Origin of the sequence: Brevibacterium sp. LE-L (assembly GCF_050214925.1) — a bacterium.
Taxonomy (GTDB): domain Bacteria; phylum Actinomycetota; class Actinomycetes; order Actinomycetales; family Brevibacteriaceae; genus Brevibacterium.
Map to the genome: position 1 here is coordinate 1,500,166 of NZ_CP189759.1, position 23,806 is coordinate 1,523,971.

General features: G+C 66.2%; 23 protein-coding genes and 2 tRNA genes. 7 read left to right on the forward strand and 18 right to left on the reverse strand.

What is annotated here, in order from left to right:
- The first annotated feature begins 22 nt into the window (after positions 1-22).
- The 3 genes from ptsP to ACQE2J_RS06725 all read left to right on the forward strand — a co-directional run bounded on the left by ptsP (position 23) and on the right by ACQE2J_RS06725 (position 3,474).
- Positions 23-1,693, forward strand: a complete 1,671-nt coding sequence (gene ptsP / locus ACQE2J_RS06715; RefSeq protein WP_425118872.1) for a phosphoenolpyruvate--protein phosphotransferase — start codon at positions 23-25, stop codon at positions 1,691-1,693.
- 117 nt (positions 1,694-1,810) lie between these two features.
- Positions 1,811-2,092: an HPr family phosphocarrier protein gene (locus ACQE2J_RS06720; RefSeq protein WP_425118871.1), complete on the forward strand. Its 282-nt coding sequence runs from the start codon at positions 1,811-1,813 to the stop codon at positions 2,090-2,092.
- A 53-nt stretch (positions 2,093-2,145) separates the two neighbouring features.
- Positions 2,146-3,474, forward strand: a complete 1,329-nt coding sequence (locus ACQE2J_RS06725) for a methyltransferase (RefSeq protein WP_425118870.1) — start codon at positions 2,146-2,148, stop codon at positions 3,472-3,474.
- 45 nt (positions 3,475-3,519) lie between these two features.
- On the opposite strand, the gene ACQE2J_RS06730 is transcribed toward ACQE2J_RS06725, so the two are convergent.
- Positions 3,520-4,494 (reverse strand): HAAS signaling domain-containing protein, encoded by a 975-nt coding sequence (locus ACQE2J_RS06730; protein ID WP_425118869.1) that lies wholly within the window; start codon positions 4,492-4,494, stop codon positions 3,520-3,522.
- Entirely contained in the window at positions 4,491-4,838 is a 348-nt protein-coding gene (locus tag ACQE2J_RS06735) for a PadR family transcriptional regulator (protein ID WP_425118868.1), read from the reverse strand. Before ACQE2J_RS06735 ends, ACQE2J_RS06730 begins: the two co-directional genes overlap by 4 nt.
- A 160-nt stretch (positions 4,839-4,998) precedes the next feature.
- Between ACQE2J_RS06735 and ACQE2J_RS06740 the strand changes: the two genes are divergently transcribed.
- Positions 4,999-5,628 carry an HAD-IA family hydrolase gene (locus tag ACQE2J_RS06740; RefSeq protein ID WP_425118867.1) on the forward strand — a complete coding sequence of 210 codons (630 nt, stop codon included), beginning with the start codon at positions 4,999-5,001 and terminating at the stop codon, positions 5,626-5,628.
- A 75-nt stretch (positions 5,629-5,703) separates the two neighbouring features.
- On the opposite strand, the gene ACQE2J_RS06745 is transcribed toward ACQE2J_RS06740, so the two are convergent.
- A complete protein-coding gene (locus ACQE2J_RS06745) occupies positions 5,704-7,083 on the reverse strand; it encodes an APC family permease (protein ID WP_135541377.1) in 1,380 nt (459 codons plus the stop codon).
- A gap of 14 nt (positions 7,084-7,097) precedes the next feature.
- Complete coding sequence (locus tag ACQE2J_RS06750) at positions 7,098-8,744, reverse strand: amidohydrolase (RefSeq protein WP_426937336.1); 1,647 nt, start codon at positions 8,742-8,744, stop codon at positions 7,098-7,100.
- Positions 8,745-8,873: 129 nt separating this feature from the next.
- Here ACQE2J_RS06750 and ACQE2J_RS06755 point away from each other — a divergent pair, with 129 nt between their 5' ends.
- Positions 8,874-9,500: a TetR/AcrR family transcriptional regulator C-terminal domain-containing protein gene (locus tag ACQE2J_RS06755; protein WP_135541373.1), complete on the forward strand. Its 627-nt coding sequence runs from the start codon at positions 8,874-8,876 to the stop codon at positions 9,498-9,500.
- A gap of 45 nt (positions 9,501-9,545) precedes the next feature.
- Here ACQE2J_RS06755 and ACQE2J_RS06760 read toward each other — a convergent pair whose 3' ends face one another.
- The 8 genes from ACQE2J_RS06760 to ACQE2J_RS06795 all read right to left on the reverse strand — a co-directional run bounded on the left by ACQE2J_RS06760 (position 9,546) and on the right by ACQE2J_RS06795 (position 17,374).
- Positions 9,546-10,022, reverse strand: a complete 477-nt coding sequence (locus tag ACQE2J_RS06760) for a GNAT family N-acetyltransferase (protein WP_135541371.1) — start codon at positions 10,020-10,022, stop codon at positions 9,546-9,548.
- A gap of 260 nt (positions 10,023-10,282) precedes the next feature.
- Positions 10,283-10,364 (reverse strand) — tRNA-Leu (locus tag ACQE2J_RS06765).
- 93 nt (positions 10,365-10,457) lie between these two features.
- Complete coding sequence (gene bcp / locus ACQE2J_RS06770; RefSeq protein WP_426937337.1) at positions 10,458-10,931, reverse strand: thioredoxin-dependent thiol peroxidase; 474 nt, start codon at positions 10,929-10,931, stop codon at positions 10,458-10,460.
- A gap of 149 nt (positions 10,932-11,080) precedes the next feature.
- Entirely contained in the window at positions 11,081-12,871 is a 1,791-nt protein-coding gene (locus ACQE2J_RS06775; RefSeq protein WP_426937338.1) for an acetyl/propionyl/methylcrotonyl-CoA carboxylase subunit alpha, read from the reverse strand.
- 3 nt (positions 12,872-12,874) lie between these two features.
- Positions 12,875-14,515, reverse strand: coding sequence for a 5-oxoprolinase/urea amidolyase family protein (locus ACQE2J_RS06780; RefSeq protein ID WP_426937339.1), 1,641 nt, complete (start codon positions 14,513-14,515; stop codon positions 12,875-12,877).
- Positions 14,512-15,297, reverse strand: coding sequence for a putative hydro-lyase (locus ACQE2J_RS06785; protein WP_426937340.1), 786 nt, complete (start codon positions 15,295-15,297; stop codon positions 14,512-14,514). The genes ACQE2J_RS06780 and ACQE2J_RS06785 overlap by 4 nt, the downstream gene beginning before the upstream one ends.
- Positions 15,294-16,079 (reverse strand): LamB/YcsF family protein, encoded by a 786-nt coding sequence (locus ACQE2J_RS06790; RefSeq protein WP_426937341.1) that lies wholly within the window; start codon positions 16,077-16,079, stop codon positions 15,294-15,296. Before ACQE2J_RS06790 ends, ACQE2J_RS06785 begins: the two co-directional genes overlap by 4 nt.
- Positions 16,080-16,081: 2 nt before the next feature.
- The gene (locus tag ACQE2J_RS06795; protein ID WP_426937342.1) at positions 16,082-17,374 is read right to left on the reverse strand and encodes an NRAMP family divalent metal transporter; all 1,293 of its coding nucleotides are present in this window, start codon (positions 17,372-17,374) and stop codon (positions 16,082-16,084) included.
- A gap of 212 nt (positions 17,375-17,586) precedes the next feature.
- On the opposite strand from ACQE2J_RS06795, the gene ACQE2J_RS06800 reads away from it, so the two are divergent.
- Both ACQE2J_RS06800 and ACQE2J_RS06805 read left to right on the forward strand, forming a co-directional pair.
- Entirely contained in the window at positions 17,587-18,225 is a 639-nt protein-coding gene (locus tag ACQE2J_RS06800) for a GntR family transcriptional regulator (RefSeq protein WP_425118861.1), read from the forward strand.
- A gap of 137 nt (positions 18,226-18,362) precedes the next feature.
- Positions 18,363-18,569: a hypothetical protein gene (locus tag ACQE2J_RS06805; protein ID WP_135541357.1), complete on the forward strand. Its 207-nt coding sequence runs from the start codon at positions 18,363-18,365 to the stop codon at positions 18,567-18,569.
- Between the two features lie 81 nt (positions 18,570-18,650).
- Here the strand turns inward: ACQE2J_RS06805 and ACQE2J_RS06810 are convergent.
- The 6 genes from ACQE2J_RS06810 to ACQE2J_RS06835 all read right to left on the reverse strand — a co-directional run bounded on the left by ACQE2J_RS06810 (position 18,651) and on the right by ACQE2J_RS06835 (position 23,759).
- Positions 18,651-18,726, reverse strand: a tRNA-Lys gene (locus ACQE2J_RS06810).
- Between the two features lie 140 nt (positions 18,727-18,866).
- Positions 18,867-19,187: a GroES family chaperonin gene (locus tag ACQE2J_RS06815; RefSeq protein WP_135539653.1), complete on the reverse strand. Its 321-nt coding sequence runs from the start codon at positions 19,185-19,187 to the stop codon at positions 18,867-18,869.
- Complete coding sequence (locus tag ACQE2J_RS06820) at positions 19,180-19,467, reverse strand: DUF3618 domain-containing protein (protein ID WP_135539651.1); 288 nt, start codon at positions 19,465-19,467, stop codon at positions 19,180-19,182. Before ACQE2J_RS06820 ends, ACQE2J_RS06815 begins: the two co-directional genes overlap by 8 nt.
- 96 nt (positions 19,468-19,563) lie before the next feature.
- Entirely contained in the window at positions 19,564-20,286 is a 723-nt protein-coding gene (locus ACQE2J_RS06825) for an ASCH domain-containing protein (protein WP_425118860.1), read from the reverse strand.
- Positions 20,287-20,378: 92 nt separating this feature from the next.
- On the reverse strand, positions 20,379-21,980 hold the full coding sequence (locus tag ACQE2J_RS06830) for a hypothetical protein (protein ID WP_426937343.1): 1,602 nt from the start codon (positions 21,978-21,980) through the stop codon (positions 20,379-20,381).
- Between the two features lie 147 nt (positions 21,981-22,127).
- Positions 22,128-23,759: a hypothetical protein gene (locus tag ACQE2J_RS06835; RefSeq protein WP_135539643.1), complete on the reverse strand. Its 1,632-nt coding sequence runs from the start codon at positions 23,757-23,759 to the stop codon at positions 22,128-22,130.
- Positions 23,760-23,806: the final 47 nt, after the last annotated feature.

A 23,806-nucleotide genomic window follows, 5' to 3' on the forward strand; every position in this document is an offset into this window, starting at 1 on the left:
GGCAAGAGAGGAAGGAATGGGGATGTCCGCAGAGTTCTCAGGTATCGGAGTCGTGCCCGGGCGTGTCATCGCCCCGGCGCTGAACATGCCCGAACCGGTGTCCGCGCCCGTGGCGAAGCCGGCCCCGGCCGACCAGGAAGCGGAGGCGAACAGGATCCGCGAGGCCTCGGCCGCCGTGCACGCCGAACTGCGTGAGCGGTCCGAAACGGTCACCGGTGATGCCCGCGACGTGCTCAAAGCCACGGCGCTCATGGCCAAGGACCCCACGCTGGTGAAGACGGCGATCAAACGCCTGTCCGACACCGATGCGGAGACCGCGATCTGGACGGTGGCTGAGGAGACCGCAGCCCAGTTGGAGAAGCTGGGCGGTTATATGGCCGAACGCGCGGCCGATGTCCTCGATGTGCGTGCTCGCCTCGTCGCCCGACTGCGCGGAGTGCCGGCACCCGGCATCCCGTATTCGGCCGAACCCTTCGTGCTCATCGGCACGGATCTCGCTCCTGCCGACACCGCCACCTTGGATCCCGAACTCGTGCTCGGCCTGGTCTGCGAGGAGGGTGGGCCGCAGAGTCACACGGCCATCCTCGCCCGCTCGTTGGGCATTCCCGCCGTGGTCGCAGCCGCCGGGGTCCGCGACATCCCCGATCGCACCTCCGTCTTCGTCGACGGCGGCACCGGCGTCCTGCGCACCGAACCCGGTGCCGCCGAGGCTGAGCTCGTCGAAGCGTGGAAGGAGACGGCCGGTCGGCTGCAGTCCTTCACCGGTCCCTGCCTGCTCAAGGACGGCACCCGGATCCCGCTGCGTGCCAATGTCGGGGACGGAACTCAGGCGCGGGCGGCGGCTGCTGCCGGTGCCGAAGGGGTCGGTCTGCTGCGCACGGAGTTCTGCTTCCTCGATCGTGACACCGAACCGACCGTGGAAGAGCAGGCCGAAGCCTACGGGGAGGTGTTCGCGGCCTTCGACGATCACAAGGTCGTCGTGCGCACCCTCGACGCCGGAGCCGACAAACCGCTGCCGTTCCTCACCGACTGCGAAGAACCGAACCCGGCCTTGGGGGTGCGCGGATTCCGGACCAGCCGAAGGGCCCAGGGCGTGCTCGAACGTCAGCTGGAGGCCATCGCCGTGGCCGCGCAGAAACATGCGGTCACCGTTCACGTCATGGCTCCGATGATCGCCACGGCAGAGGAGGCTAAGCAGTTCTCGACGCTCGTCCACGCGGCCGGCCTGCCGGTTGCCGGTGTCATGGTCGAGGTCCCCTCGGCGGCGCTGCAGGCGGCATCGATCCTTGCTGAGGTCGAGTTCACGTCCATCGGCACGAATGATCTGACCCAGTACGTCATGGCCTCTGACCGCATGCTCGGCGGTCTGGCAGAACTCAGCGACTCGTGGCAGCCGGCCGTCCTCCAACTGATCGGCATGGCCGCGACCCAAGGCACCGTTGCCGAGAAATCGGTGGGGGTCTGCGGAGAGGCCGCAGCCGATCCGGCATTGGCCGTCGTGCTCGTCGGACTCGGAGTCACCAGCCTGTCGATGGCACCGCGTGCCCTGTCGGCTGTGGCAGAAGTGCTGACCGGTGTCACCATGGACCAAGCACAGCAGATTGCCCGCCGTGCTCTTACGGCACGGAGTCCGGGCGAGGCGAAGGCCGCGGTTCGAGCCGAACTGCCGATCCTCGACGAGCTCGGTCTGTGAGCCGGCTCGTCCGGGCGTGAGCCCGAGACGCACCCAGCGCGACAACCGCACCACCAAGTAGTGTCGAAGAAGTCGATCGACCCGCACCCGGGCGGTCTGAACAGGAAGGACAGCGTCATGGCAGAGACCATCGCAACAGTTGGAAGCACCGTCGGCCTGCATGCCCGCCCAGCAGCTCTGCTGGCCGAGGCGGCCGGAGACTATGATCTCGAGATCACCATCGCCCTCGAGGGCGAACCCGCCGAGGATGCTCTCGACGCGGCCAGCGTGCTCTCCCTCATGGGCCTCGGCGCGGAATACGGGCAGAAGGTCGTTCTGCGCGCCGAAGGCGACGGTGCCGATGAGGCACTGGCTGCCCTCAAACAGCTCATCGAGTCCGATCACGACGCTGAGGGCTGATCGGCGCACAGCCGATGAGGCGGCAAGCGGTGCGGTCGGATTAGACTGATCGAATGTCCGCCTCCCTGCTGTCCCCTGATTCTGTCGCCGCCCATCGCAGCCGGGATCTGCTGGCGGAATTTCCGCAGCTGCGCGATGTGCCCGGTCTGCCGCAGGCGCGCATGCTCGTCGAATACATCATCGGCCGCCGCCTCCGTGAACTCGACGTGTCCGGTCGTGACGCGGCCGGTGCCTTCATCGACGCCGAAGCGATCGCCGACGCCCCGCATCGCCTCATCGTCGTCGATGATGCCCGCGGACTCCAGGCTCGCCTGCTCAGCGAACTCGCCGAGGTGGCCGTCCATCACGATCGCATCGACGAATCCCGTGCTGCCGCCGACGCTGCCGACGCTGCGCTGATCACCTCCCTCGAGGAGATCGCCTCACTCGCCGAGGCGGGGCGTGGGCGCTCGACGCTCGGGTGCGACACGGCGGCCGGCGCAGACGTCCTCGCGGGGGAGAGTGGCCGGGAGACCTGGGCGATCATCAACGCGCCGAAAGCCACCAACGCGCTCGCCGAGTCCATTGCCGCACTCCAGCCGCATGTGTCGCTGATCATCGTCATCGGCCGCAGCGACTCGATGAGTCGGGCGGTGAACAAGGAGCTCTCCCGCGGCTTCGGTCGGGTCGACGTCTCTCCGGGAGTGGGCAAGCACCGGATGATCATCGGCAGCCGACCGCTGTCGTCACCGAGCCTGCCGAGCTTCCCGAAGCGCGGAGTCATCGCTCACTCAACAGTCGGAGACCTCGAGGTCAGAGCGCACGGTGCCTGCTTCTCCGGGGTGCGCAGCGACGAAGGTTCGACGCTGCTCCTCGATGCGCTGCTGGAGACTCTGCCCGGCACTGACTCTGACTCCTCGTCTCCGACGACGGTCTCGACCGCCTCACCCGCCGCTGTTGCGGATTCCATCCTTGACCTCGGCTGCGGGAACGGATGGCTGCTGACCGCTGCCATGCGTGCCACGGGAGCTTCACGGGGAACCGGCGTGGATGTGTCCAAGGCGGCGGTCGCCTCGGCGAGGGCCACAGCGGAGGCGAACGGAATCGACGTCGACATCGTCCTCGGTGATGCCGCGGACGGCGCCGATGCCGACGTGGCGGCCTTGGGGGAGTTCGACCTCGTCGTCCTCAACCCGCCGTTCCATCAGGGCACGACGATCGAAACCGAGACCGCCGCGGCACTCATGGCCACGGCCGCGGCACATCTGGCGCCCGGCGGACAGGTGATCACCGTGTTCAACACGCACCTGCGCTACCGGGATCGCCTCGAAGCCATCATCGGGCCCAGCGAACAGCTGGCCCGGAACAAGAAGTTCACGGTCATCTCCAGCCGCCGCAGCTGAGCTGCACGAGTACTGCGGCCGGGCGTCAGAGGACTGCTGCCGTCCTCATCGGCTCTGCTGGGCGCGATACGTCCGCCACGTGCTCACCTGGTCCCAGATCGTGATGATCCAGATCGCTGCGGCCGTGATGATCTGTTGGATGTCGGCGTTCGGAGCGCTCGTGATCTCGGGGTGGAGGACCGGCTGGGTGAGCAGGGCGATGGTGAGGAAGACGGCCATGGCCACATCGATGATCCCGCCGATGATCGACACGGTCGGTCGCGTCGAGCCATTCACGAACCTGATGATCTCGACCACGGCCAGGAGGGCGAGGAAGCCCCAGTAGCCGAGCAGCCAGCCCGTGCCGAGGTCCGGATTGATGAACGTCCCGCCGTGGTTGATGTGGCCGACGTAGAGCAGGCTCGTCGGGATGAAGGGGATCGTCGCCAACGCGAGGATGAAGACCAGCCCAAGGGCCGCCTCGGCGCGGATCTGCCTGCCGCGGACATCGCGACGATCGAGATCATCGATCGTCCACGCGCCCTTCTGCTGCCCGGGCATGCGGGGCAGTGCCGCGTCGTCGGCACGGCGGTCGCCGAGGCCGATGATGATCGCGATGACGGCGAAGGCGGTGAGCAGTGCGGAGACGGTGTTGCCGACAGTGCTGCCGATCAGTTCCCCGAGCTGAACATCGGGGGTGGTGGCGACGGTGACCACCACGTTGGCGAGCACCGCTATCAGACCGACGATGGGCAGGATCCAGCGCAGTGTCCAGAGGAAGAGGGGGTACGACTTCGGGCCGATGAAGTGCTGCGGCGAGTTCGAATACTCCCGCGACAGCACGGCCGGATCGCCGAGTTCTTCGAGCACTTCGCGTTCGACGGCGGCCGTGCGTTCGGGGTTCGGCTGCGGATCCTCGCCGAGGCGGGCCTCGACCGTATCGTCGATCGTGGCGGTGATCTCGGCGGCGATGTCCGCACGCGTGTTCTCGGGCAGATGACGGACGACGTTGTCGACGTAGATTTCGGTGAGCGCACTCATGGTGTGCCGTCCTTCCAGAGCTTCGTGATGCTGGAGTCGAGTTCGAGCCACTGAGAGTGGAGTGCGGCAGCGACTTCGGCGCCGCTGTCAGTGACGGTGTAGTACTTGCGGGGGCGAGCCTGCTCGGTGCTCCACTCGGATGTGAGCAGGCCCTGCTTCTCGAGTCGTCGCAGCAGGGGGTAGAGGGTGTTGGCCTCGGTGGGAATTCCCGCCTCGGTCAGCGTCGTCAGCAGCGAGTAGCCGTACTGCGGGCGCCTGCAGGCGACGAGACTGGCGAAGACGACGGTGCCGCGCCGCAGCTCCAGTTCGTGTGTGGTCAGCGCCTTCTGCGCATCCTCGTTCATGCGACACACTTTAGTGTGTGGGACACACTATTGCAAGAGGCGGGGTATTTTTCGCCACGGCACAGTTTAAGGTGGGCAGCCCAGATTTGAACCTGGGCTATTCGCCTCTAACTGGGCTATTCACTCAAGGGGTGCGGGTATCGGCAGGTAGGGTTGCCGCATGGACTTGAGAAGATGGGTGCTCTTCGACATCGGGGGAGTCCTCGAGGTTGTTGATGACGACACTGTGTGGCCGCAATTCCAGCGTCGGTGGCAGGAGCGATCCGGATTTTCAGTGGAGGAGTACCGAGCACGTCTCCGGGCGGCGGACTTGCCGGTCATCGATCGTCGAGCGGACACGAGAACCGAGTATTGGTCGAAGGTGGGCCGAGCGCTGGAGATGGATTCGGACCTGGCCGAGGCGATGCAGGCGGACATGTGGGACGAGTACTGCGGTCGACTCAACACCGAACTGTTCGACTATGCGGACTCACTCCGATCGCGTGCTGGAGTCGCGATCCTGTCGAATTCGGTCGACGGCGCTCGTTGCGAAGAGGAACGCCGATTCGGGTTCAGTGCAGTCTTCGATCCGATCCTCTACAGTCACGAGACCGGTCTGCTCAAGCCGGAACCGGAGGCCTATGAGAATGCGCTCGAACGCATGGGCGCTGAACCTCAGGACGTGCTCTTCATCGATGACCACGACATCTGCGCAGAGGGTGCTCGTGCCGTGGGCATGAACGCAACCGTGCACCGTGGCAATGCCTCGACGATCGAGACGATTGAGCAGTTTCTTCAGCAGGAGGGCTGAACTGGGCAGGTGTCCTTCCGGTCGGTTCGAATCGGCTGGGCCTCTGCCGACCTTCGAAGCATGATCGACGAGGGGTCACTCGCTCAGGTCAAGCATCGGCGTCGGACGTCTGAAGCCTCGTGTGACGAATGTGAGGTAGCTGGTGCCGATGACGAGCCAGACCAGGCCGATGAGCAGGGTGCGCGGTGACAGGCTCGTCCACAGCCACAGAGTGAGGCAGAACCCGATTCCCGGCAGCACGATGAAGCTCATCACGGCGTGGGCTCCGCGCCGCTTCCCATCGATGATGAAGTGTTTGATCACCGCGAGGTTGACTGCGGAGAACGCGATGAGCGCGCCGAAGCTGATCATCTCCGAGAGGAACCCGAGGTCGATGGCCAATGCGAACAGTGAGACCACTCCAACCGACAGCGTCGCCGGAATCGGGCTGTGGAAACGCGGTGAGAGGCGTCCGAAGAATCTCTTCGGCAGGACACCGTCACGTCCCATTGCGAAGAGGATGCGTGAGACCGAGGCCTGCGAGGTCAGTGCGGACCCGCAGGCGCCGGCGACATAGGCGGCGGTGAAGAAGATCGTGAGGAATTCACCTCCCGCGGCGGCCATGACATCGAGTGCGCCCGAGTCGACGTCGGCGAAGTCATTCGACGGGTAGACGAGTTGAGCGAGGAACGAGAGCACAATGTAGATGAGACCGCCCGTGATGGTGGCGATGACGATCGCGCGAGGTACGGTGCGCTTGGCATCTTTGGCCTCCTCGGACAGGGTCGAGACCGCATCGAAGCCGAGGAACGACAGGCACAGGATCGCGGCGCCGGCCATGACATTGCCGAATCCCTCCGCGGTCCCATCGCCGGTGAACGGGACGGCGAGGTCGACGCTGCCGGTTCCCGACATCGAGGCGATGCCAAGGGCCGCGAAGGTGATGATGAAGATCGCCTGCGCCACGATGATGACGATATTGGCACGTGCCACGGAGACGATGCCGATGACATTGAGGAGGGTGACGAGAACGATCGCGGTGAGCACGAATACCCAGGAGGGGATCATCGGGAACGCGGCGGACAGGTAGATGCCGATGACGAGGTAGTTGATCATCGGCAGGAACAGGTAGTCGAGGAGCAGTGCCCATCCGGCGACGAAGCCGATGCCTGCCCCGAAGCTCTTCTGCGTGTAGGTGTAGGCGGACCCGGCGTAGGGCAGTTCGTGGGCCATCTTTGCGTATGATCTGGCGGTGAAGACCATTGCGAGGAGAGTGATCACGTAGGCCAGCGGCACCCGACCGCCGCTGACCTGAGTGACGATGCCGTAGGTCGTGAAAACCGTGAGGGGCACCATGTAGACAAGGCCGAAGAACACCAGAGACGGGACCCCGAGCGCTCGACGGAGCTGTCCTTCGCCGCCAGCCTGAGGTTTCTCGTCGCCGTGAGGGGCTGTGGTGTCTTGTGGGTGGGGCATCGTCGTCCTTTCGCTCAGGGTGCTGAATGCACGGCAACGCCGCCGAGGTAGGTGGTGCGAACAGGCATCACAGCGAGTTCCCGCGGAGGCAGTTCTCGAAGGTCGCGGTCGAATCTGATGAGATCAGCGCTCGCCCCGGGCCGAATCTCGCCCCAGGCTGCGGGAGAGTGATCGGCGAAGGCTTGGTGGGCCACCGCCGTCGAGTACGCGTCGAGGGCACGATCGACATCGACGATCTCCTCCGGTGTCCATCCGCCGGTTGGTTCGCCCTGCTCGTTCTGTCTGCTTGTGCCGATCGCCAGACCTTCGACGGGCGTGCCCGAGGTGCACGGCCAGTCCGAGCCGAAAGAGAGATCCCCTCCGCTGTCGAGGATGCTGCGCATCCGATACTGCGTGGCTGCCCGTTCCTCGCCGAGGCGGGGGATCGTGAGGACGGTCATGAGGTCATCGAGCTGTGCCCACAGAGGCTGCATGTTCGCGATGACCCCGAGCTCGGCGAAGCGAGCGAGATCTGCGGAATCGACGATCTGGGCGTGGGCGATCACTGGGCGGCGATCGCGGGGCCCGTTCGCGACGATCGCCGATTCGATGGCGTCGAGGGCCTGCCGCACGGCGGCATCGCCGATGGCGTGGATGTGAACCTGGAAACCCGCGGCGTCGACGGCCCGCACCGCCTCGGCGAGGGTCTCTCCCTCCCACACCCGCAGCCCGTGGTTGTGCAGCGAGGAGCAGTAGGGATTGAGCAGTGACCCGGTCTCGTTCTCGACGACCCCGTCGGCAAAGAACTTCACGGTGTTGGCACTGAGGTGCGGATCGGCCAGAGCATCCACGCGCTGCTTGGCTTCGATCATGTCCGGCATCTGGTGTGCGAAATGGCGCGGGTCGGCGTAGAGGGCGAGGTTGAACCGGAGCTTGAGCCGCCCCTGGGCAGAGGCCTTGCAGTAGGTGTCGACGTCGGCCGGCTCGACCCAGGCATCTTGGACCCAGGTGACGCCGCGCTGGAGGTAGTAGTCGGCCGCACATTCGAGAGCGCGGAGCCGAATGGTCTCGTCCCGCGGCGGACGGACGGCGTCGACGAGATCGACCGCGCCCCACTCGCGCAGCGTGCCGAGCGGCGACCCGTCGCCCCGGCGGGGGATCTCACCCAGCATCGGTTCGGGTGTCTCGGCCGTGATGTCGGCGAGTTCAAGGGCCCGCGAATTGCACCATACGGTGTGATAGTCCCAAGCGCGCAGCACGACCGGCCGGTCGGGAACCGCCTCGTCGAGCCAGCGGGCGTCGAAGAGTCCGCCCTCGACGAGGCTGCCGTCATACGATGCGCCGGTGATCCACTCGATGTCCGGGTTCGCTGCGGCGAAACGACGCACCTCGGCGACGACCTCGTCGACGCTGGGACACGAGCGCACCTGCGGTCCCTCCGCTTCGAGCCCGCCGAAGATCGGGTGGGCGTGACCATCGCCGAAGGCGGGCATGAGGAAGCCGCCGTCGAGGTCGACTCTCTCGACGTCTGCACGGGAGGCGAGGGACGCCTCGGCGAGCGAATCCGCGACCAGGGCCGAACCCACCGCGGCGACGATGCCGTCGACGACGAGCAGTGCGTCGCTCGTCTCGCCGGCGGACCCGAGCCAGATGGTGCCATTGTGGAAATGTGAGATCGTCACGTCGATTCTGCTCCCGCTTCGCTGCACGTCTTCGTCGTCCCGTCACGATATACGAACAGTGTTCGTGTCTGTGACTGAGAACACGATACACTCCTAGCGGGAACGATGGAAGAGGAAGGCAGGAGCAAAATGAGGCTCAATCGGCAGCGGCTCGTCGATGCCGCGCTCGTCCTCGTCGACGAGGAGGGTGCTGAAGCTCTGTCGATGCGTACGCTGGCCTCACGTGTCGACAGACAGGTGTCCTCCCTGTACAACCATGTCTCCGGGCGTGCCGAACTCATCGAACTCATGCGCGCCCGCATCGTCTCCGACATCGACGTCGGTCCGTTCGCCTCGGTGTCCTCATCCGCGGACAGGGTGCGCTGGGACGAAGCGCTCGAGTCGTGGGCCCGCTCGTATCTGCGTGCGTTCGCCGCCCACCCCAACCTCATCCGCCTGCTCGCGACGACATCGATCAGCGATCTTTCGACGTATCAGATGTACGACGCAGTAGTCGCGGGCCTGCGCCGAGGCGGCTGGCCGGAGACGAGGACGGTGGCGGTCATGCGCACGGTCGAAGCCCACGTCCTCGGTTCTGCCCTCGACATCATCGCCCCCGACGACCTCATCGCCCAAGACTCTGCGGATGAGCGGTTCTCCGAGATCCGAGCGGCACTCGACCCGCGCTTCGCTGAGTCGTCATCAGCTGTGGCCGCATTTGACCTCGGACTGCGAGCCCTCATCGCGGGTCTGCGCCAGGAGGTGTGCGATTGGTGAACGCTTCCGGCTCCTCTTCCGCGCCGAACTGCGCGAACGAATGGCCTAAGAGCCCGCGGCTTCGGCTGCCGGCTTCGCGTCATAGGTGACCCAGTTCGTCCGCGAGGCGACCTTCTCATAGAGCACCTGGGCCCGCTCGTTGTCGGATGCGGTGATCCAGCGGACGACGGAGCGCCCCTCCTCGGCGGCGATGGTCTGCAGCCGGGCGATGAGGGTACGTCCGGCGCCGGAACCGCGTTCCTCGGGGTCGGTGAAGAGGTCGTCGAGCCAGATTCCCGTCGACCCGGTCGACGGGCGAGCGAAGCGGCGGTAGTCGGCGATGGCGATGATCCGCCCGTCCACCTCGGCGACGAGGCTCTGCACCTCATGATCAGGCTCGGTGATCCATCCCCACACCCGGGAGACGATCTCTTCGGACTCGGGCAGCCGGTAGAACTCACGATAGGCGCGGAAGAGTTCCTTCCAGCGGGCTTCGTCGGCAGGGGCGGTGGGGCGGATCGTCGGTGCTGAAGATGACGTCATCGTCGTCCTTTCTGTGGTTCCGGCGCGGCTACCTCTGCGGTCCCGGGGCAACAAACCTCTCCGGTTCTGGGGCAATCACCACATTACGTTCAGCACCTCTGTTTGCGTACTGATGGCAGGGACGCAATGTGGAAATCGGTGTACGAAATGTAGGGCGGTGTGCATCTTTTGTGATGGGCGAACGAGCGTGGACGATGAGCGTCGGAGAATGAAAGATCCCCGGTGCGGAAACTGTTCGATCTCCACACCGGGGACTGCGGTACGCGAGAGGGGACTTGAACCCCTACGTCCGAAGACACTGGAACCTAAATCCAGCGCGTCTACCAATTCCGCCACTCGCGCCGAACGCCCGCCGAGGCAGCCGCGACGCCCTCAAGATTAGCAGGGGCGTCGCGGGATGCTGAAAACCTCGGCCGCGGTCGCGCGAGCGGTCGCTCAGGCTGCGTAGATGCCCAGCGCCTTGCGCACGCGGGCGACGTGTCCGGTGGCCTTGACGTTGTACTGGGCGAGTTCGACCTTGCCCTCGGCATCGACGACGACGGTCGAGCGGATGACGCCCTGGACGACCTTGCCGTAGTTCTTCTTCTCGCCGAAGGCACCCCAGGCGGTCATCATCGACTTGTCCTCGTCGGAGAGGAGGTCGAAGTTCAGGCCCTCCTTCTCGATGAACTGCTGCAGCTTCTCCGGCTTGTCCGGAGAGATGCCCAGCACGTTGATCCCGGCGGCCTTGAGCGCCGAGAGCGAATCCCGGAAATCGCACGCCTCGGTCGTGCAGCCCGGGGTCATGGCGGCCGGGTAGAAGTAGACGACGACCCGCTGGCCCTTGAAGTCGCTGAGGCTCACGGACTTCCCGTCCTGATTGACGAGGGTGAAGTCCGGGGCGGTGTCGCCGACTGACAGACGTGACATGAATGTTCCTCCTGAGGTGGACGCTATCGGTGGTGGATAACCATTGCTGTCCACCACTCTATTCCGTTGTCGCCTGGGATGCCTCAGCCGATGCGTGCGATGGACTGGGCGATGCCGCAGCCGATGCGTGCGATGGACTGGCCGATGCCTCAGCCGATGCGTGCGATGGCCTGGTCGACCGCGACGACATCGCCGACGGCCGCGACCCGGTGGAACGTGCCCGCGACCGGTGCTTCGACCCGGGTCTCCATCTTCATCGCCGACAGCACGGCGACCTCGTCTCCGGCGGCGACTTCGGCACCGTCGTCGACGAGGAAGTCGACGAGGCTGCCGGGCACAGGTGCGGTGACATCCCCGGCGACGGCCCCTCCTTCGCCTCCCCTCGCCGAGGCGGCTCCACCGTGGCCGGCGGCACTGCCGTCACCGCCCTGATCGGTGCTGCCCTGACCGGCCCCACCGGCCGAACCGAGGGCGGCGAGCAGCCCGGCGGGCAGCCCGAGGGTCGTGAGCTTCCCGCCGATCTCGATCTGCATCCGCTGCATCTGACCACCCGAGCCCGGTGTGGGACGGTCCTGCGCCTCGAAGCGCGGCAGCAGCTCGGATTCGATCCACTGAGTATGGATGCCCTCGACGCCGTCTTCCCCGAGGCGGGTGAACGCCTCGTCGGACAGGATCGCCAGCGAACACGGCAGAACGGTGGCCGGCCCTTCGACGTGGAGTTCCTTGGCCGCGGTGATCGTCCGGGCGATTGCCGCACTCCGGTCGGGACCGTGGACGATGAGCTTGGCGAAGAGGGAGTCGAAGGCCGGCTGCACCGTGTCACCGGCACGGAGACCGGAATCCCAGCGGATGCCGGGCCCGCCGGGCACGTCGAGGACGTCGATGCGTCCGGGAGTGGGCAGGAAGCCGCGGCCGGGGTCCTCGGCGTTGATGCGCAGCTCGATCGCATGCCCCTGCGGCCGTGGTGTCGAGTCGAGCGACAGGCCGTCGCCGAAGGCGATGCGGAACTGTTCGGCGACGAGGTCGATCCCGGTCGTCGCCTCGGTGACAGGGTGTTCGACCTGGAGCCGGGTGTTGACTTCGAGGAACGTCATGGTGCCGTCGGCGGCGAGGAGGAATTCGACGGTGCCGGCACCGCGGTAGTCCACCTCGGCGCAGATCGCTTCGGCCGAACGGTGCAGGCGCTCGCGCTGATCCGCCGACAGGCCCGGGGCGGGTGCCTCCTCGATGAGTTTCTGGTTGCGGCGCTGCGCGGAGCAGTCGCGATCACCGACGGCCACGACACGACCCTGACCGTCGCCGACGATCTGGACTTCGAGGTGACGGGGACGTTCGAGGTATTTCTCGACGAAGCATTCGGAGCGACCGAACGCCTCGGCGGCCTCACGGGTCGCTGAATCGAAGGCGCCGGCCACGTCGGTGAGCTCGTGGACGATCTTCATACCGCGACCGCCGCCGCCGTGGGCGGCCTTGATGATGATCGGCAGTCCCGCCTCGGCGGCGAAGGACTCGACCTCGCTCGCATCCTTCAGGGGCTGGTCGATGCCCGGCGCCAGGGGAGCGCCGACCTTCTGCGCGAGCTGGCGGGCGGTGACCTTGTCGCCGAGTGCCGTGATGGTCTCCGCGGTCGGTCCGATCCAGACCAACCCGGCATCCTCGATAGCGGCGGCGAAGTCTGCGTTCTCTGACAGGAAACCGTAGCCGGGGTGGACAGCATCGGCCCCGGCGGCCCGCGCCGCGCTGAGGATCGATTCGATGTTGAGGTAGGTCTCGCCCGCACCGGTCCCGGGCAGAGCGAAGGCTTCGTCGGCGAGGCGCACATGCATGGCGTCGGCGTCCTGATCGGCGTAGACGGCCACCGAGGTGTGCCCGTGTTCGGCGCAGGCGCGGATGATGCGGACGGCGATTTCGCCGCGGTTGGCGATGAGGATGGTCGACATGATTCAGCTTTCGTTCTCGTGTGTGCGGGGTGCCCCGTGTGCACGGGCAGAGGTGGTGAAGCGCAGCGTGACACCCGGAGCCAGCTGCGCGGCGAGGTCGGTGTCGTCGACGCTGGCGATGATCGGGTAGCCGCCGGTGAGCGGATGGTCCGGGCCGAAGAGCACCGGCTGTCCGTTCGGCGGGACCTGCAGCGCCCCGGTGACCGCGCCCTCGCTCGGCAGCTCGCCGGTGCGGGCACGTTCGAGCGGGACCTCACCGGACAGGCGCAGCCCGACCCGGTCGGATTCGTGGGTGACCGTCCACTCCTGAGACAGGAGAGTGTCGATGCCGGCCGAGGTGAACCAGTCCTCCCGCGGGCCCAAGGTCACCGTCAGAGTCACGGTCTGACCGGGCTGGGGCAGGTCGCGTGCGGCAGCTGGGACCGGATCGACGAGGTGGGGTGCGGCGACGGGGGTGTGCAGGTCGAGCGTCGTGCCCTTGTCGAGGGCTGCCGGCCCGAGTCCCGCGAGTGTGTCCGCCGACGCACTGTCCAAGGCCGTGGTGACGTCGATGCCGCCGCGGAGGGCGAGGTAGCGGCGGATGCCGCGGGTGGTGGTGCCGAGTTCGAGTTCGTCCCCGTCGGCCACAGCGAAGGCCTCGCCGGGGCGGGGCGTGTACACCGTGCCATCGCCGGCGGTGACGGTGATCGTCCCGTCGGCTCCGGCGACTGCGGCGACTCCGTCACCGGTGAACCGCAGCCGTGCCCCGCCGCCGAAGCTCTCGAGTCCGGCCGCGTCTTCGGCGTTTCCGACGAGCCGGTTCGCGGTCGTCAGGGCCGTGCGGTCGGCGGCTCCGGCACTGCTGACGCCCATCGAGGCGAAGCCGGGACGCCCGAGGTCCTGGACGAGCAGCTGCAGACCGGGGCGGAGGACCTCGAGGGTGTGTGCCGATGACTCGCTCGCCTCCGTCGCCGGAGCAGACGCGCTGGCCTGTTCGTCCGCGCTCGCGCTCGCCGCCTCGTGTCCCACGCTGATGGAGTCCCGCTCCGCATCGGTGAACGTCACGATCGTGCCGGGGACGAACAGAGCCGGGGGCTGCCGGTCGAGATCCCACAGTCTCGCTTCGGTGCGTCCGATGAGCTGCCACCCGCCGGGGGAGGATCGAGGGTAGACGCCGGTGAACTCGCCGGCCAGGGCCACCGCACCCACGGGCACACGGGTGCGCGGGGAGGAGCGGCGAGGAACATCGAAGAGTTCGTCGTCACCGGCGAGGTAGCCGAAACCGGGAGCGAACCCGGCGAATGCGACTTCCCAGGTCGCCGCTTGGTGACGGGCGATGACCTCGGTGGGGGAGACGGAGAGGAGTTCGGCCACCTCGGCGAGGTCTTCCCCGTCGTAGGTCACCGGGATGCTGACCTCCCGAGCCGCAGCTGACGCGGATTCGGTGCGGTCGAGCCCGCGGATCGCCTGCTCGAGGATCCCGGCGCCGGTGCGGCGGGGATCGAAGTCGATGAGCACGGTGCGGGCGGCGGGGATGAGCTCGACGACGCCGGGCAGGTCAGCCGCCTCCAGGCTCTGGTGCAGGGTCATCGTCGCGGCCAGGTCGGCGCATTCGACGAGGAGGTGACGCCGGGAAGCGGTGTGGAAGGTCAGGTCGGTCGTCATTGGCGGTAGGTGTCTTCCGGTTCGTCGGTGATGAACATCTTCCCTGGTGAGTGCGTGATCGCAAACGGCACCCCCGAGGCTTGGACCGCTGCCTGCGGGGTGACTCCGCACGCCCAGAACACGGGAATGTCGCCGTCGGCGATGGCCGGGGCGTCTCCGAAATCCGGTGTGCTCAGGTCGGTGATGCCGATCTGAGCGGGTTCGCCGATGTGGACGGGAGCGCCGTGGACGGCGGGGAAGCGGTCGGTGATGCGCACCGCCTCGGCGACCTGGGCGGCCGGGATCGGGCGCATGGACACGACCATGTCTCCGCTGATCCGACCGGCCGGGGCGCACGCGGTGGAGGTGCGGTACATCGGCACATTGCGTCCGGCGTCCTGGTGGCGGATCGGGATGCCCGCCTCGGTGAGTCCGTTTTCGAAGGTGAAGGAGCAGCCGATGAGGAAGGACACGAGGTCCGGGTGTTCCTCCCACGCATGCGTGGCGTCGGTGACCTCTCCGGTGAGCCGGCCGTTCTCCCAGATCCGGTAGCCGGGGATGTCGGTGCGCAGATCGCTGCCCGGGGCCAGACCCGATTCGACCTGCCCGGGTTCGAGGACGTCGATGACCGGGCATGGCTTCGGGTTGCGTTGGGTGAACAGCAGGACGTCGAAGGCCCAGTCGGCGGGCACGGAGATGAGGTTCGCCTGGACGAGGCCCGGCGCCATCCCCGAGGTGGGCTCCGAGGCCCCTGCCCGGATGCGGGCGCGGGCTTCGGCACCGGCGGTGGACTTCGCGCTCATCGCCCGGCTCCGGCGAATGCGGCGATGGTGACTCCTTCGGATTCGAGGAGCTCGCGCGCGGCGCGGGCCATGTCGATCGAGCCCTGCGAATCGCCGTGGAAGCAGATCGATTGGGCGTCGACATCGACGAGGCTGCCGTCGATCGCTTCGACCTGACCGGTCTGGACGAGACGCAGCACGCGGGCGGCCACGGCCTCGGGGTCGTGGAGGACAGCATTCGGTTCGCTGCGGGAGACCAGGGAACCGTCGGGGTTGTACGCGCGGTCGGCGAAGGCTTCGGCAGCGACCGTCAGCCCGGCCTCGGCGGCAACCCGGTTGGCCACGCTGCCGGCGAGGCCCAAGAAGACGAGTGAGTCGTCGACGGCCTTGACCGCATCGACGACGACCTTCGCCTGCGCGTGGTCGCGGACGATCGCGTTGTACAGCCCGCCGTGCGGCTTGACGTAGGAGACCGTGCCGCCGACCGCGGTGGTCAGGCCGAGGAGGGCGCCGATCTGGTATTCGACCTGAGCCTGCAGGGTTGCGGCCGGGACGTCGAGGGCGCGTCGACCGAAGCCTTCGTAGTCGTCGTAGCCGGGGTGGGCGCCGATGACGACGCCGCCGCGGGTGGCGGCATCGACGGTGGCCCGGATGCCTTCGGGGTTGCCGGCATGGAAGCCGCACGAGACGTTGGCGCTCGTGACGAGGCCGAGCATGGCCGCATCGTCGCTGACGACACGGTCGGGTACGTTCTCCCCGAGGTCAGAGTTGAGGTCGATTCTCAGTTCGTTCGTGGTGGTCATTGTCACCCTCCGATTCCGATCATTGCGAAGATGGGGCCGATGGACTGCACAGCCGTGTACCACGTGACCAGTGTTGCCGCGGTGCCGATGATGAGCAACCACTTCGGGTACGCGTCCGTGCGCAGCAGGCGTGGTCTGAACCAGCCGATGTACATGAAGATCGTCAGGCCGATGGGCAGGATGAGGCCGTTGAAGCCGCCGACGAAGACGAGCAGCGTGGCCGGTGCGGTGCCGACGATGAGGTAGACGATGAGTGAGACGACGATGAAGGTCACGGTCGCCAGCTGCAGCGGCCAGCCGCCTTCGAGGCGCCTGGAGAACGCCGAGAGGAAGGTCGCCGAGGTGTAGGCGGCGCCGATGACCGAGCTCAGTGCCGCAGCCCAGAAGATCGCCCCGAAGATGCGCATTCCGGCATCGCCGAGCACGGCGGCGAAGGCCTGACCGGCCGGGTTCGCGACATTCGAGTCGAGGTCGAGGGCGACTCCGGAGGCGACGACGCCGAGGATGGCGAGGAAGAGCACGTAGCGCATGATGCCGGTGACGAGGATTCCCGACAGCGCCGAGCGCATGACCGAGGGAGCGTGCTGCGGTCCGATCTTGCCCGAGTCGAGGTAGCGGTGAGCGCCGGAGTAGGTGATGTAGCCGCCGACTGTGCCGCCGACGATGGTCGTCACGGTCGCGAAGTTGATGGTGTCGGGGACGAAGGACTGCTTGATCGCCTCGCCGACGGGCGGATTCGACACGATCGCGACGATGCAGGTGAGGATGATCATCCCGACGCCGAGGACGAGCACGACGGTGTCGACGACCTTGCCGGCGCGTTTGAACAGGAAGATCCCGATGGCCAGCACTCCTGTGACGAGACCGCCGAGCTTCGGGTCGATGCCCAGCAGCGCGTTGAGGCCGAGGCCACCGCCGGCGATGTTGCCGATGTTGAAGGCCAGGCCGCCGATGACGATGAGGATCGAGAGGACGATGCCCGATCCGGGGACGGCCGAGGATGCCAGCTGCGCGGCGCGTTTGCCCGAGGAGGTCACCATCCGCCAGACATTGAGCTGAATGGCGATGTCGATGAGGATCGACACGAAGATCGCGAAGGCGAAGGCCGCACCCATCTGGGCGGTGAACGTGGCCGTCTGCGTGATGAATCCCGGCCCGATCGCCGAGGTGGCCATGAGGAAGATGGCACCGATGATGGCGGTGCGGCTGATCTTGCCGTCCAAGGTGTTCGGCTGCGAACCGGTGGCGGCGTTCGAGGAAGAACCGGATGGTTGGGGTTCCGGTGATTGCGACATTGGAGTCTCCGACTGTGTGACGGGGCCTGGTGTGGTGACGATCCGAAAGCGAAATCGAGGTGACCGCAGTGTCGGCGCTCGACCGCAATCCGGAAGATCGCTATACAATCTAGCATTGATTGTTCAACAGAGGTAGACCCAGATCACATTTTCTTGCGGAAACTGTCGACAGAACGTCACCGGTCACGGGCATGTGTCATTAGGATGGAGGTGTGAATCACGAATCCTCCCTGGTCAACAGACTCACCGAGCGGCTCATCGCCGGTGAGCTGCGCCCCGGCGACCGCTTGTCCGAAACGTCTCTGGCCAAGGAGTTCGACGTCTCCCGCAATACCCTGCGCGAAGCGTTCCGGGTGCTCGGGGAGCAGGGGCTGGTCACACATATCCCGCACCGAGGCGTGTCCGTGGCCTCGCCGAGCACGGCCGACGTCATCGACATCTACCGGGTCCGTCATCACGTCGAATGCTCGGTGCTCGAGCACGCGCAGAGGAACCACCCGAACGCGACGCAGATGAGAGTGGCCATCGAAGCCGCGGAAACTGCGGCGGCGGCCGAGGACTGGATGAGCGTGGGCACGGCGAACATGGCCTTCCACAACGCGGTGGTCTCGCTCTCGGACAGCAGGCGGCTGATGCGTTCGTTTGCCAATGTGCTCGCCGAGCTGCGTTTGGCCTTCCTCAAGGTCGAGGTCCTCGACTATCTGCACGCGCCGTTCATCGGCCGCAATCACCAGGTGCTCGAGACCTACCTCGAGGACAGCCCGGGCGCTGCCGCGGAGAAGCTTGCAACCTACCTCGGAGACTCCGAGCGTCAGGTCCTCGGCGCCTATGCTCGGGCCGGCCAAGCCTGAGCGAATCGCGTCCGGCACACATCTGCGACTGCTAGTCTGAAAACGACGGTGCGTGCAGATTGCATGCGCTCATGTCGGCCCGTGGCCCGCATGCCCAATGACAGGTCAGCGGAGTCTGGCCCATGAGGAGCATCTGTATGAGATATGCACCATTCCTGTGTCCGGACTGCTACTGCCGTCTCATCGACACCGCCGGCACCATCGAACCCGGCGCCGAGGCGCCACTGGCGAATGCCCCGCTGCTCGAATGCGAAGCCGGGTGCGGAGTCTCCGACAAAGCGCTCCGGCCGTACCGGACTCGGATGGACAATCGAGTCCGTCCCGGGATCAAGAGCCGCAGATGAGAGGCATCCGGCAGAGTCGACTGCCGGTGTGAATGACGAAGAACCGCCACCCGGATCATCCGAATGGCGGTTCTCGATCTGTGGTGCACCCCCCGGGACTCGAACCCGGAACCCACTGATTAAGAGTCAGTTGCTCTACCAATTGAGCTAGAGGTGCGTGCCGCACATGTTGCGCAACGAGAATTAATATTACTCAGGTGTTCGCCGATCATGCAAACCGAGATCGGCCCCCGTCCGATTTTGTGATGAAGGTCGCAAGCCCCTGGTCAGAGGCCCGCTGAGGGACAGCCCGGAACGTCACAGATACATGCCGGAACTGGACTGCTCGGCAGGTTCGGCGATCGCGTGGACGTCGCGCTCACGCAGGAGCACATAGACCCGCCCCTCGAGCTCCACCTCGGCGAGCTCTTCGGGGTCGTAGAGGACGGTGTCGCCGAGGTTGGCCTGCCTCACGTGCGGGCCCGCCGCCACGGCCCTGCCCCAGACGAGGCGCCGGCCCATGCTGGCGGTGGCGGGAATGACGATGCCCGCCGAGGATTTGCGCTCACCGGCTTCCGCGCCGGGTTCGAGCAGGATCCGGTCATGGAGCATCCGGATCGGCAGAGCGGCATCAGCCACGCTTGCCCCGACCGGACAGGCCGACGATGAGAGCAGCAACGCCGAGCACGGCACCTGCACCGAGCGCAATGATCTCGGGCTTGGGTGAACCGTCTTCCTCGACGACCTCTGACTTCGCCTTGTTGACGGCGCGCGTCGCGAGCACCTTCGGGTGGATGCGGCCGACGAGCTCGTCGATGTTGTCCGCGATGCGTTCCTCACGCAGACGGATCGACTCCGCGAGCTGTGCAGGTGTTGCCTGGTCGACGGTCACATCTGAGGTGTAGACGTTGTCAGTCATCGGGTCGAGTCCTCCCGGTCGAGAATGCATTCTTGCGCCTGTGACCTTGTGCCACAGTGCTTCGCTGTCCAGCTTAGCGGCTGGGCACAGTGAGTGTCAGATATCGGGCGCGGTTCGACGGAATCTTACGATTTCGACGATTGCGTCGTCCGGCATGGCCGGGTAGTGGTCGCGGAGGTTCGCACGATAGCGGTCCAGGCCGCCGGGTCGGCTGAGTTCGAGGTCTGCTGCGCTGAGTTCGCTGAGTCGTTCTGCCGTCACCGAGGTGATGCTCACGGGGACGGCACCGTGCTCGGTGCCCTCGAAATAGGCCAGTGCGGAACCCGTGCGATGAGCTTCGTTCCAGCGCACCGTCAGCGTCTTCGTTCCGTTCATGACCGCCTCGCGGTAGCGGGCGTTGAAGCGCAGCAGCCGCATCGGTGCTGCGTCGGGGTGGCGGTAGGCGTGGGGGAGGAGCGCGGGTATCGGCGCGATCGACCGCTCGCCGGTGGCTTTGTCGGGGATCGCCACGAGGGCGTCGGGGTGGAGGTCGAGGATGACCTGCCGGCAGCGTCCGCACGGTGCGAGCAGTCCTCGGTCGTGGTCGCCGACCGCGGCGATGGTGACCAGCGGGCCCGCTCCTGCGGCCGCGGCGCTGCCGATCATCACGAGTTCCGCGCAGGGTCCGCCGGTGAAGTGGTCCACATTGACCCCGGTGTGGATGCGGCCGGTCGTGTCCATCGCGGCCGCGGCGACAGTGTGGTTCGCGTCGGCTCCGAGCGTCCGCGCGAGGTCCTCGGCCGCGGCGATCACGCGCAGTTCGGAGTCGAAGAGATCCATGTCAGCGATCTTAGGCGAGGATTGCCGGATCGGACCGGGACGAGGAGAAGAAATCGCTCACCGAGGCGGCCGGACCACTTCCGCGGCCGGCCTCAGTCCTGCTTTCCGCGACGTCCCATGAGGTAGATGATGAAGCCGACCGCGGCCATGCCCGAGGCGGCGAGGACGAAGACTGGCCAGGAGCTCACGATCGTGGAGATGATGGACTCGCCGAATGAGGTCGCCGGGTGCTGATTGGCCCGCGGGGAGGGTTGGTCGCCGCCGGTGATGAGATCGGAGTCGTCTTTGGGGGCAGGCTCGTCGGGGTTGCGCGGTACCGGGTCGGAGTAGTCCGGTTGGTGTTCGGAGTCCTCGTCTCCGGGCAGCCATTCGTCGCCGGTGGTGCCGGGGATGGTTTCTCGCCCGTCCTGCGAGCCGTTGCCGTTCGAGGGGTCAGGAGTGGTGCCGTTGGCGTCGGACGTGCCGAGTGTGGAACCGGACCCGTCCTTGTCCGAATCCTTCTCTTTGTCTTTGCCGGAGTCCGAATCGGATGCAGAGCCTTCGGAATCACTGCTGCCTGATGCCTCGGCCCGCGAACCGGTGTCGGAGTTCGAGTTGCGTCCGTCGGCGTCTTTATCGGACGAGGTGGTCTTGGCCCCAGACGCGTTGTCGTCTCGGGAAGAGTCGCTGGTGGAGGACGAACCATCGTCGGCGCTGGTGCCGTCGGTGTCGGAGGATTTGTCCTCACCGGTGTTGCTGTCGGAAGAGGAACCGTCGGTCTTGCCTGACGGATTCGACGAGTCGTCACCGGCATTCGAGTCCTTTGACGCGGTGAGCTCGCTGTCCGCGTTCGAGTTGTCGTCGGAACCTGCCGTCGAACCGCTGGAAGAGGAGCCGTCGTCGTCGCTGTCGGCACCGCCGGAGTCATCCGGGTACCGCTTTCCTTCGGCGGTGATGGATGTGCCGTCGGCGGTGAAGCTCCACTTCGGGTCGGATTTGAAGCTCTTGAACTTCATGGGTTCGTCAGCGCCTTCGGCCAAGATCTCGCCCTCGGAATTGATCTCAAAGCTCGCGGGGGCGTCTGCCTGAGCCGCAGCCTCGGCGACGGAGCGTCCACTGTCATCGGTGTCCGAATCACTGTGAGCCGAGCGGGTGGAGTCATCGCCCGCCGAGCGCCGCTCCGACTGGACCGGAACGCTGACCGTGTTTCGTCCAGGGTTATCGAAGGCTACGCCGACCCAGCTCTCGGGGAGGCTGCCAGGCTTGTTCTTCGGTTTGGTGACGGTCAGTGTCTTGCTCCCCGGATGCCACTTCGCTTTCAGCGGTTCATCGGTCTCGCACGGCCCGTCTGTGCCCGGAACCGGCTCGTCTTTTTCAGGGGCCTTGCATGCCGTGTCGTAGTCGGGATCCGGATCGGAACTGCCCCCGGCTTCAGTCTCGCCTTCGACCTCGGTGACCCCGTTGTCGGTGCTGGAGCCCTCGTTCTTCGAGGATCCGGTGTCGGAGCTGCCCTCGTCGGCACCGGAGGAATCGTCCGCATCGGCACTGCTGGCCGCCTCGGTGTCGGCTGTGCCTGCCGCACCTGATTCGGCGGAAGGGGTCGGATCCGGCTCGGCGAATGCGGGGGTGATCGTGCTGGAAACAGGGAGTGCTGCCAGGGCAAACGCAGCGCCGATAGCGGCGATTCTGCGGTTGAACTGGCGTATTGCTGGCACTTCGTTCCTTCGCGGTGGGGATTCCGACTTCATTCGGTCAAGGGGACATGACGGGCAGGCAGGTCGTTGCCATCTTAATATCTTGAACAGATGTGTAAAAGCCTCGGGGGTGATTCGCCGTGGCGTGCTGCCGGGGCGAGGGGCGGCTCAGCGATCGTGAGCCTCCGACTTCTTCGGGTAGGCCCGAACGGTGGAGTCGTCACCGAGCACCAAGGCTTCGTTGCCGTCGTCGACGACTGCAAGCAGGTCGGTGTCGGTCTTGAACGCCTGCTTGCCGGCGAGCAGGCAGGAAGTGCTGGTGTCCATTGTGCAGGGCACGATCGTGCCGCGCGGTTCGGAGAGGTGGATGTCTCGGCTGGAGACGTCCATGAGCAGCAGGCCCGACTGCAGGTCGAAGAGGTAGGGGCCGATGTAGGCGCGTTTGCCGGCTTGGCCGCGGACCCACGTCTTCTCGCCGACGATGTCGGTCGTCGTCGTCACGGTCGAGAGGATGGAGCCGTCTTCGAGGGAGTGGACGACGAGCTGGATCCGGTGGCCCGAATTCGTCGAGGCGCCCTGCTCGCCCCACAGGGTGATGGTCTTGCCGTGGCCGGCCGAGATCCAGTCGATGATCTGGAATCCGTCGGCGGGGCGTTCGAGTTTGATGTTGCGTTCGGCACCGGTCTTGATGTTCTTCGCCTTGACCGGGCCGTGCCAGTCGGAGCTGAAGAGCTCATCGTTGTCGATGGCCATCGGGGTCGAACCCGCCTGTGGGGTCGGCACGTTCTCCAACCCGTCGGCGCCGAAGGTCGACAGCTTGTTGCCGGATTTGATGAGCACGCTCTTGCCGGCCGAGGTGATGCGAGCATCCTTGGGAAGCTGGTAGGACTTCGGCTTCTTGTCTCCGTCGAAGAGCGCCTCGGCGGTGTCGCCGGACTGCCACAGCAGGGCCGGGCGGCCATCGATGATGGTGTCGACGGCGAAGGTCGGAGACTCGTTGATCTTGGCTTTGTAACGAGTCTTGCCGGTATCGGAGTCGAGGACTTCGAGCCTGCCCTTGTCGACGAGGAGGATGCCGCGATCGGAGGCGGTGACCGAAGCGCGCTTGGGCACCTTGGCTTCCCAGACCGGGGAGTTGTCGAAGCTCGGCACGACGTCGCGGGTCTTGTCGACGGAGAGTTCTGAGGCCGGATTGACCTGCTGTTCCGAACCGATCGTCTGCGGGGTGTCGTCGGAGTCGACGGGGACGATATTGGGCACGACGAATGCGCCGATCATGAGGATCGCCATGCCGATGAGGACGAGACCCGGAACGGTGATCTTCTTCAGCCGCTGTGGGCGGCTGCGAGAAGAGTGTTTGCGCACCCGGGTCTTCTTCACCTTCGGCGCTGCGGGAGCGGCCGGGCCGGAGAACGGGGTGCCCTGCGGATAGCCGTCATTGTCGGAATTCGGTGGCTCCGTCTGCCCTGCCGCCGCGTCGGCAGATGTGCTCGCGGCCGCCTCGGCGCCGGCGGGGGATTGGTCGGTGGCCGCGGTATCGGCTGTCCCGACCTCGGGCGGTGCTGCATCGCCGCCGGTCGCAGGCTTCGGTGCGGATCCGACTTTGCCATGCGCATCGATGGAGATTTCGGTCTTCTTCTCGCCGTCGTCGATCGTCACGGTCAGGGGAGTGGCGGTCTCTCGGGCATAGTCGCCGAGGTACGAGATGGCCTCCCCGATGTCCGAATAGCGACTCGTCGCCCCATTGAGGGAGATATAGGTGAACTCGTCTTCAGAGACGGAGATCAACGCACGAGTCATGTACAGGGTTCCTTGGGAGGTTGTCGAGGACAGGGCCGAACCAATCC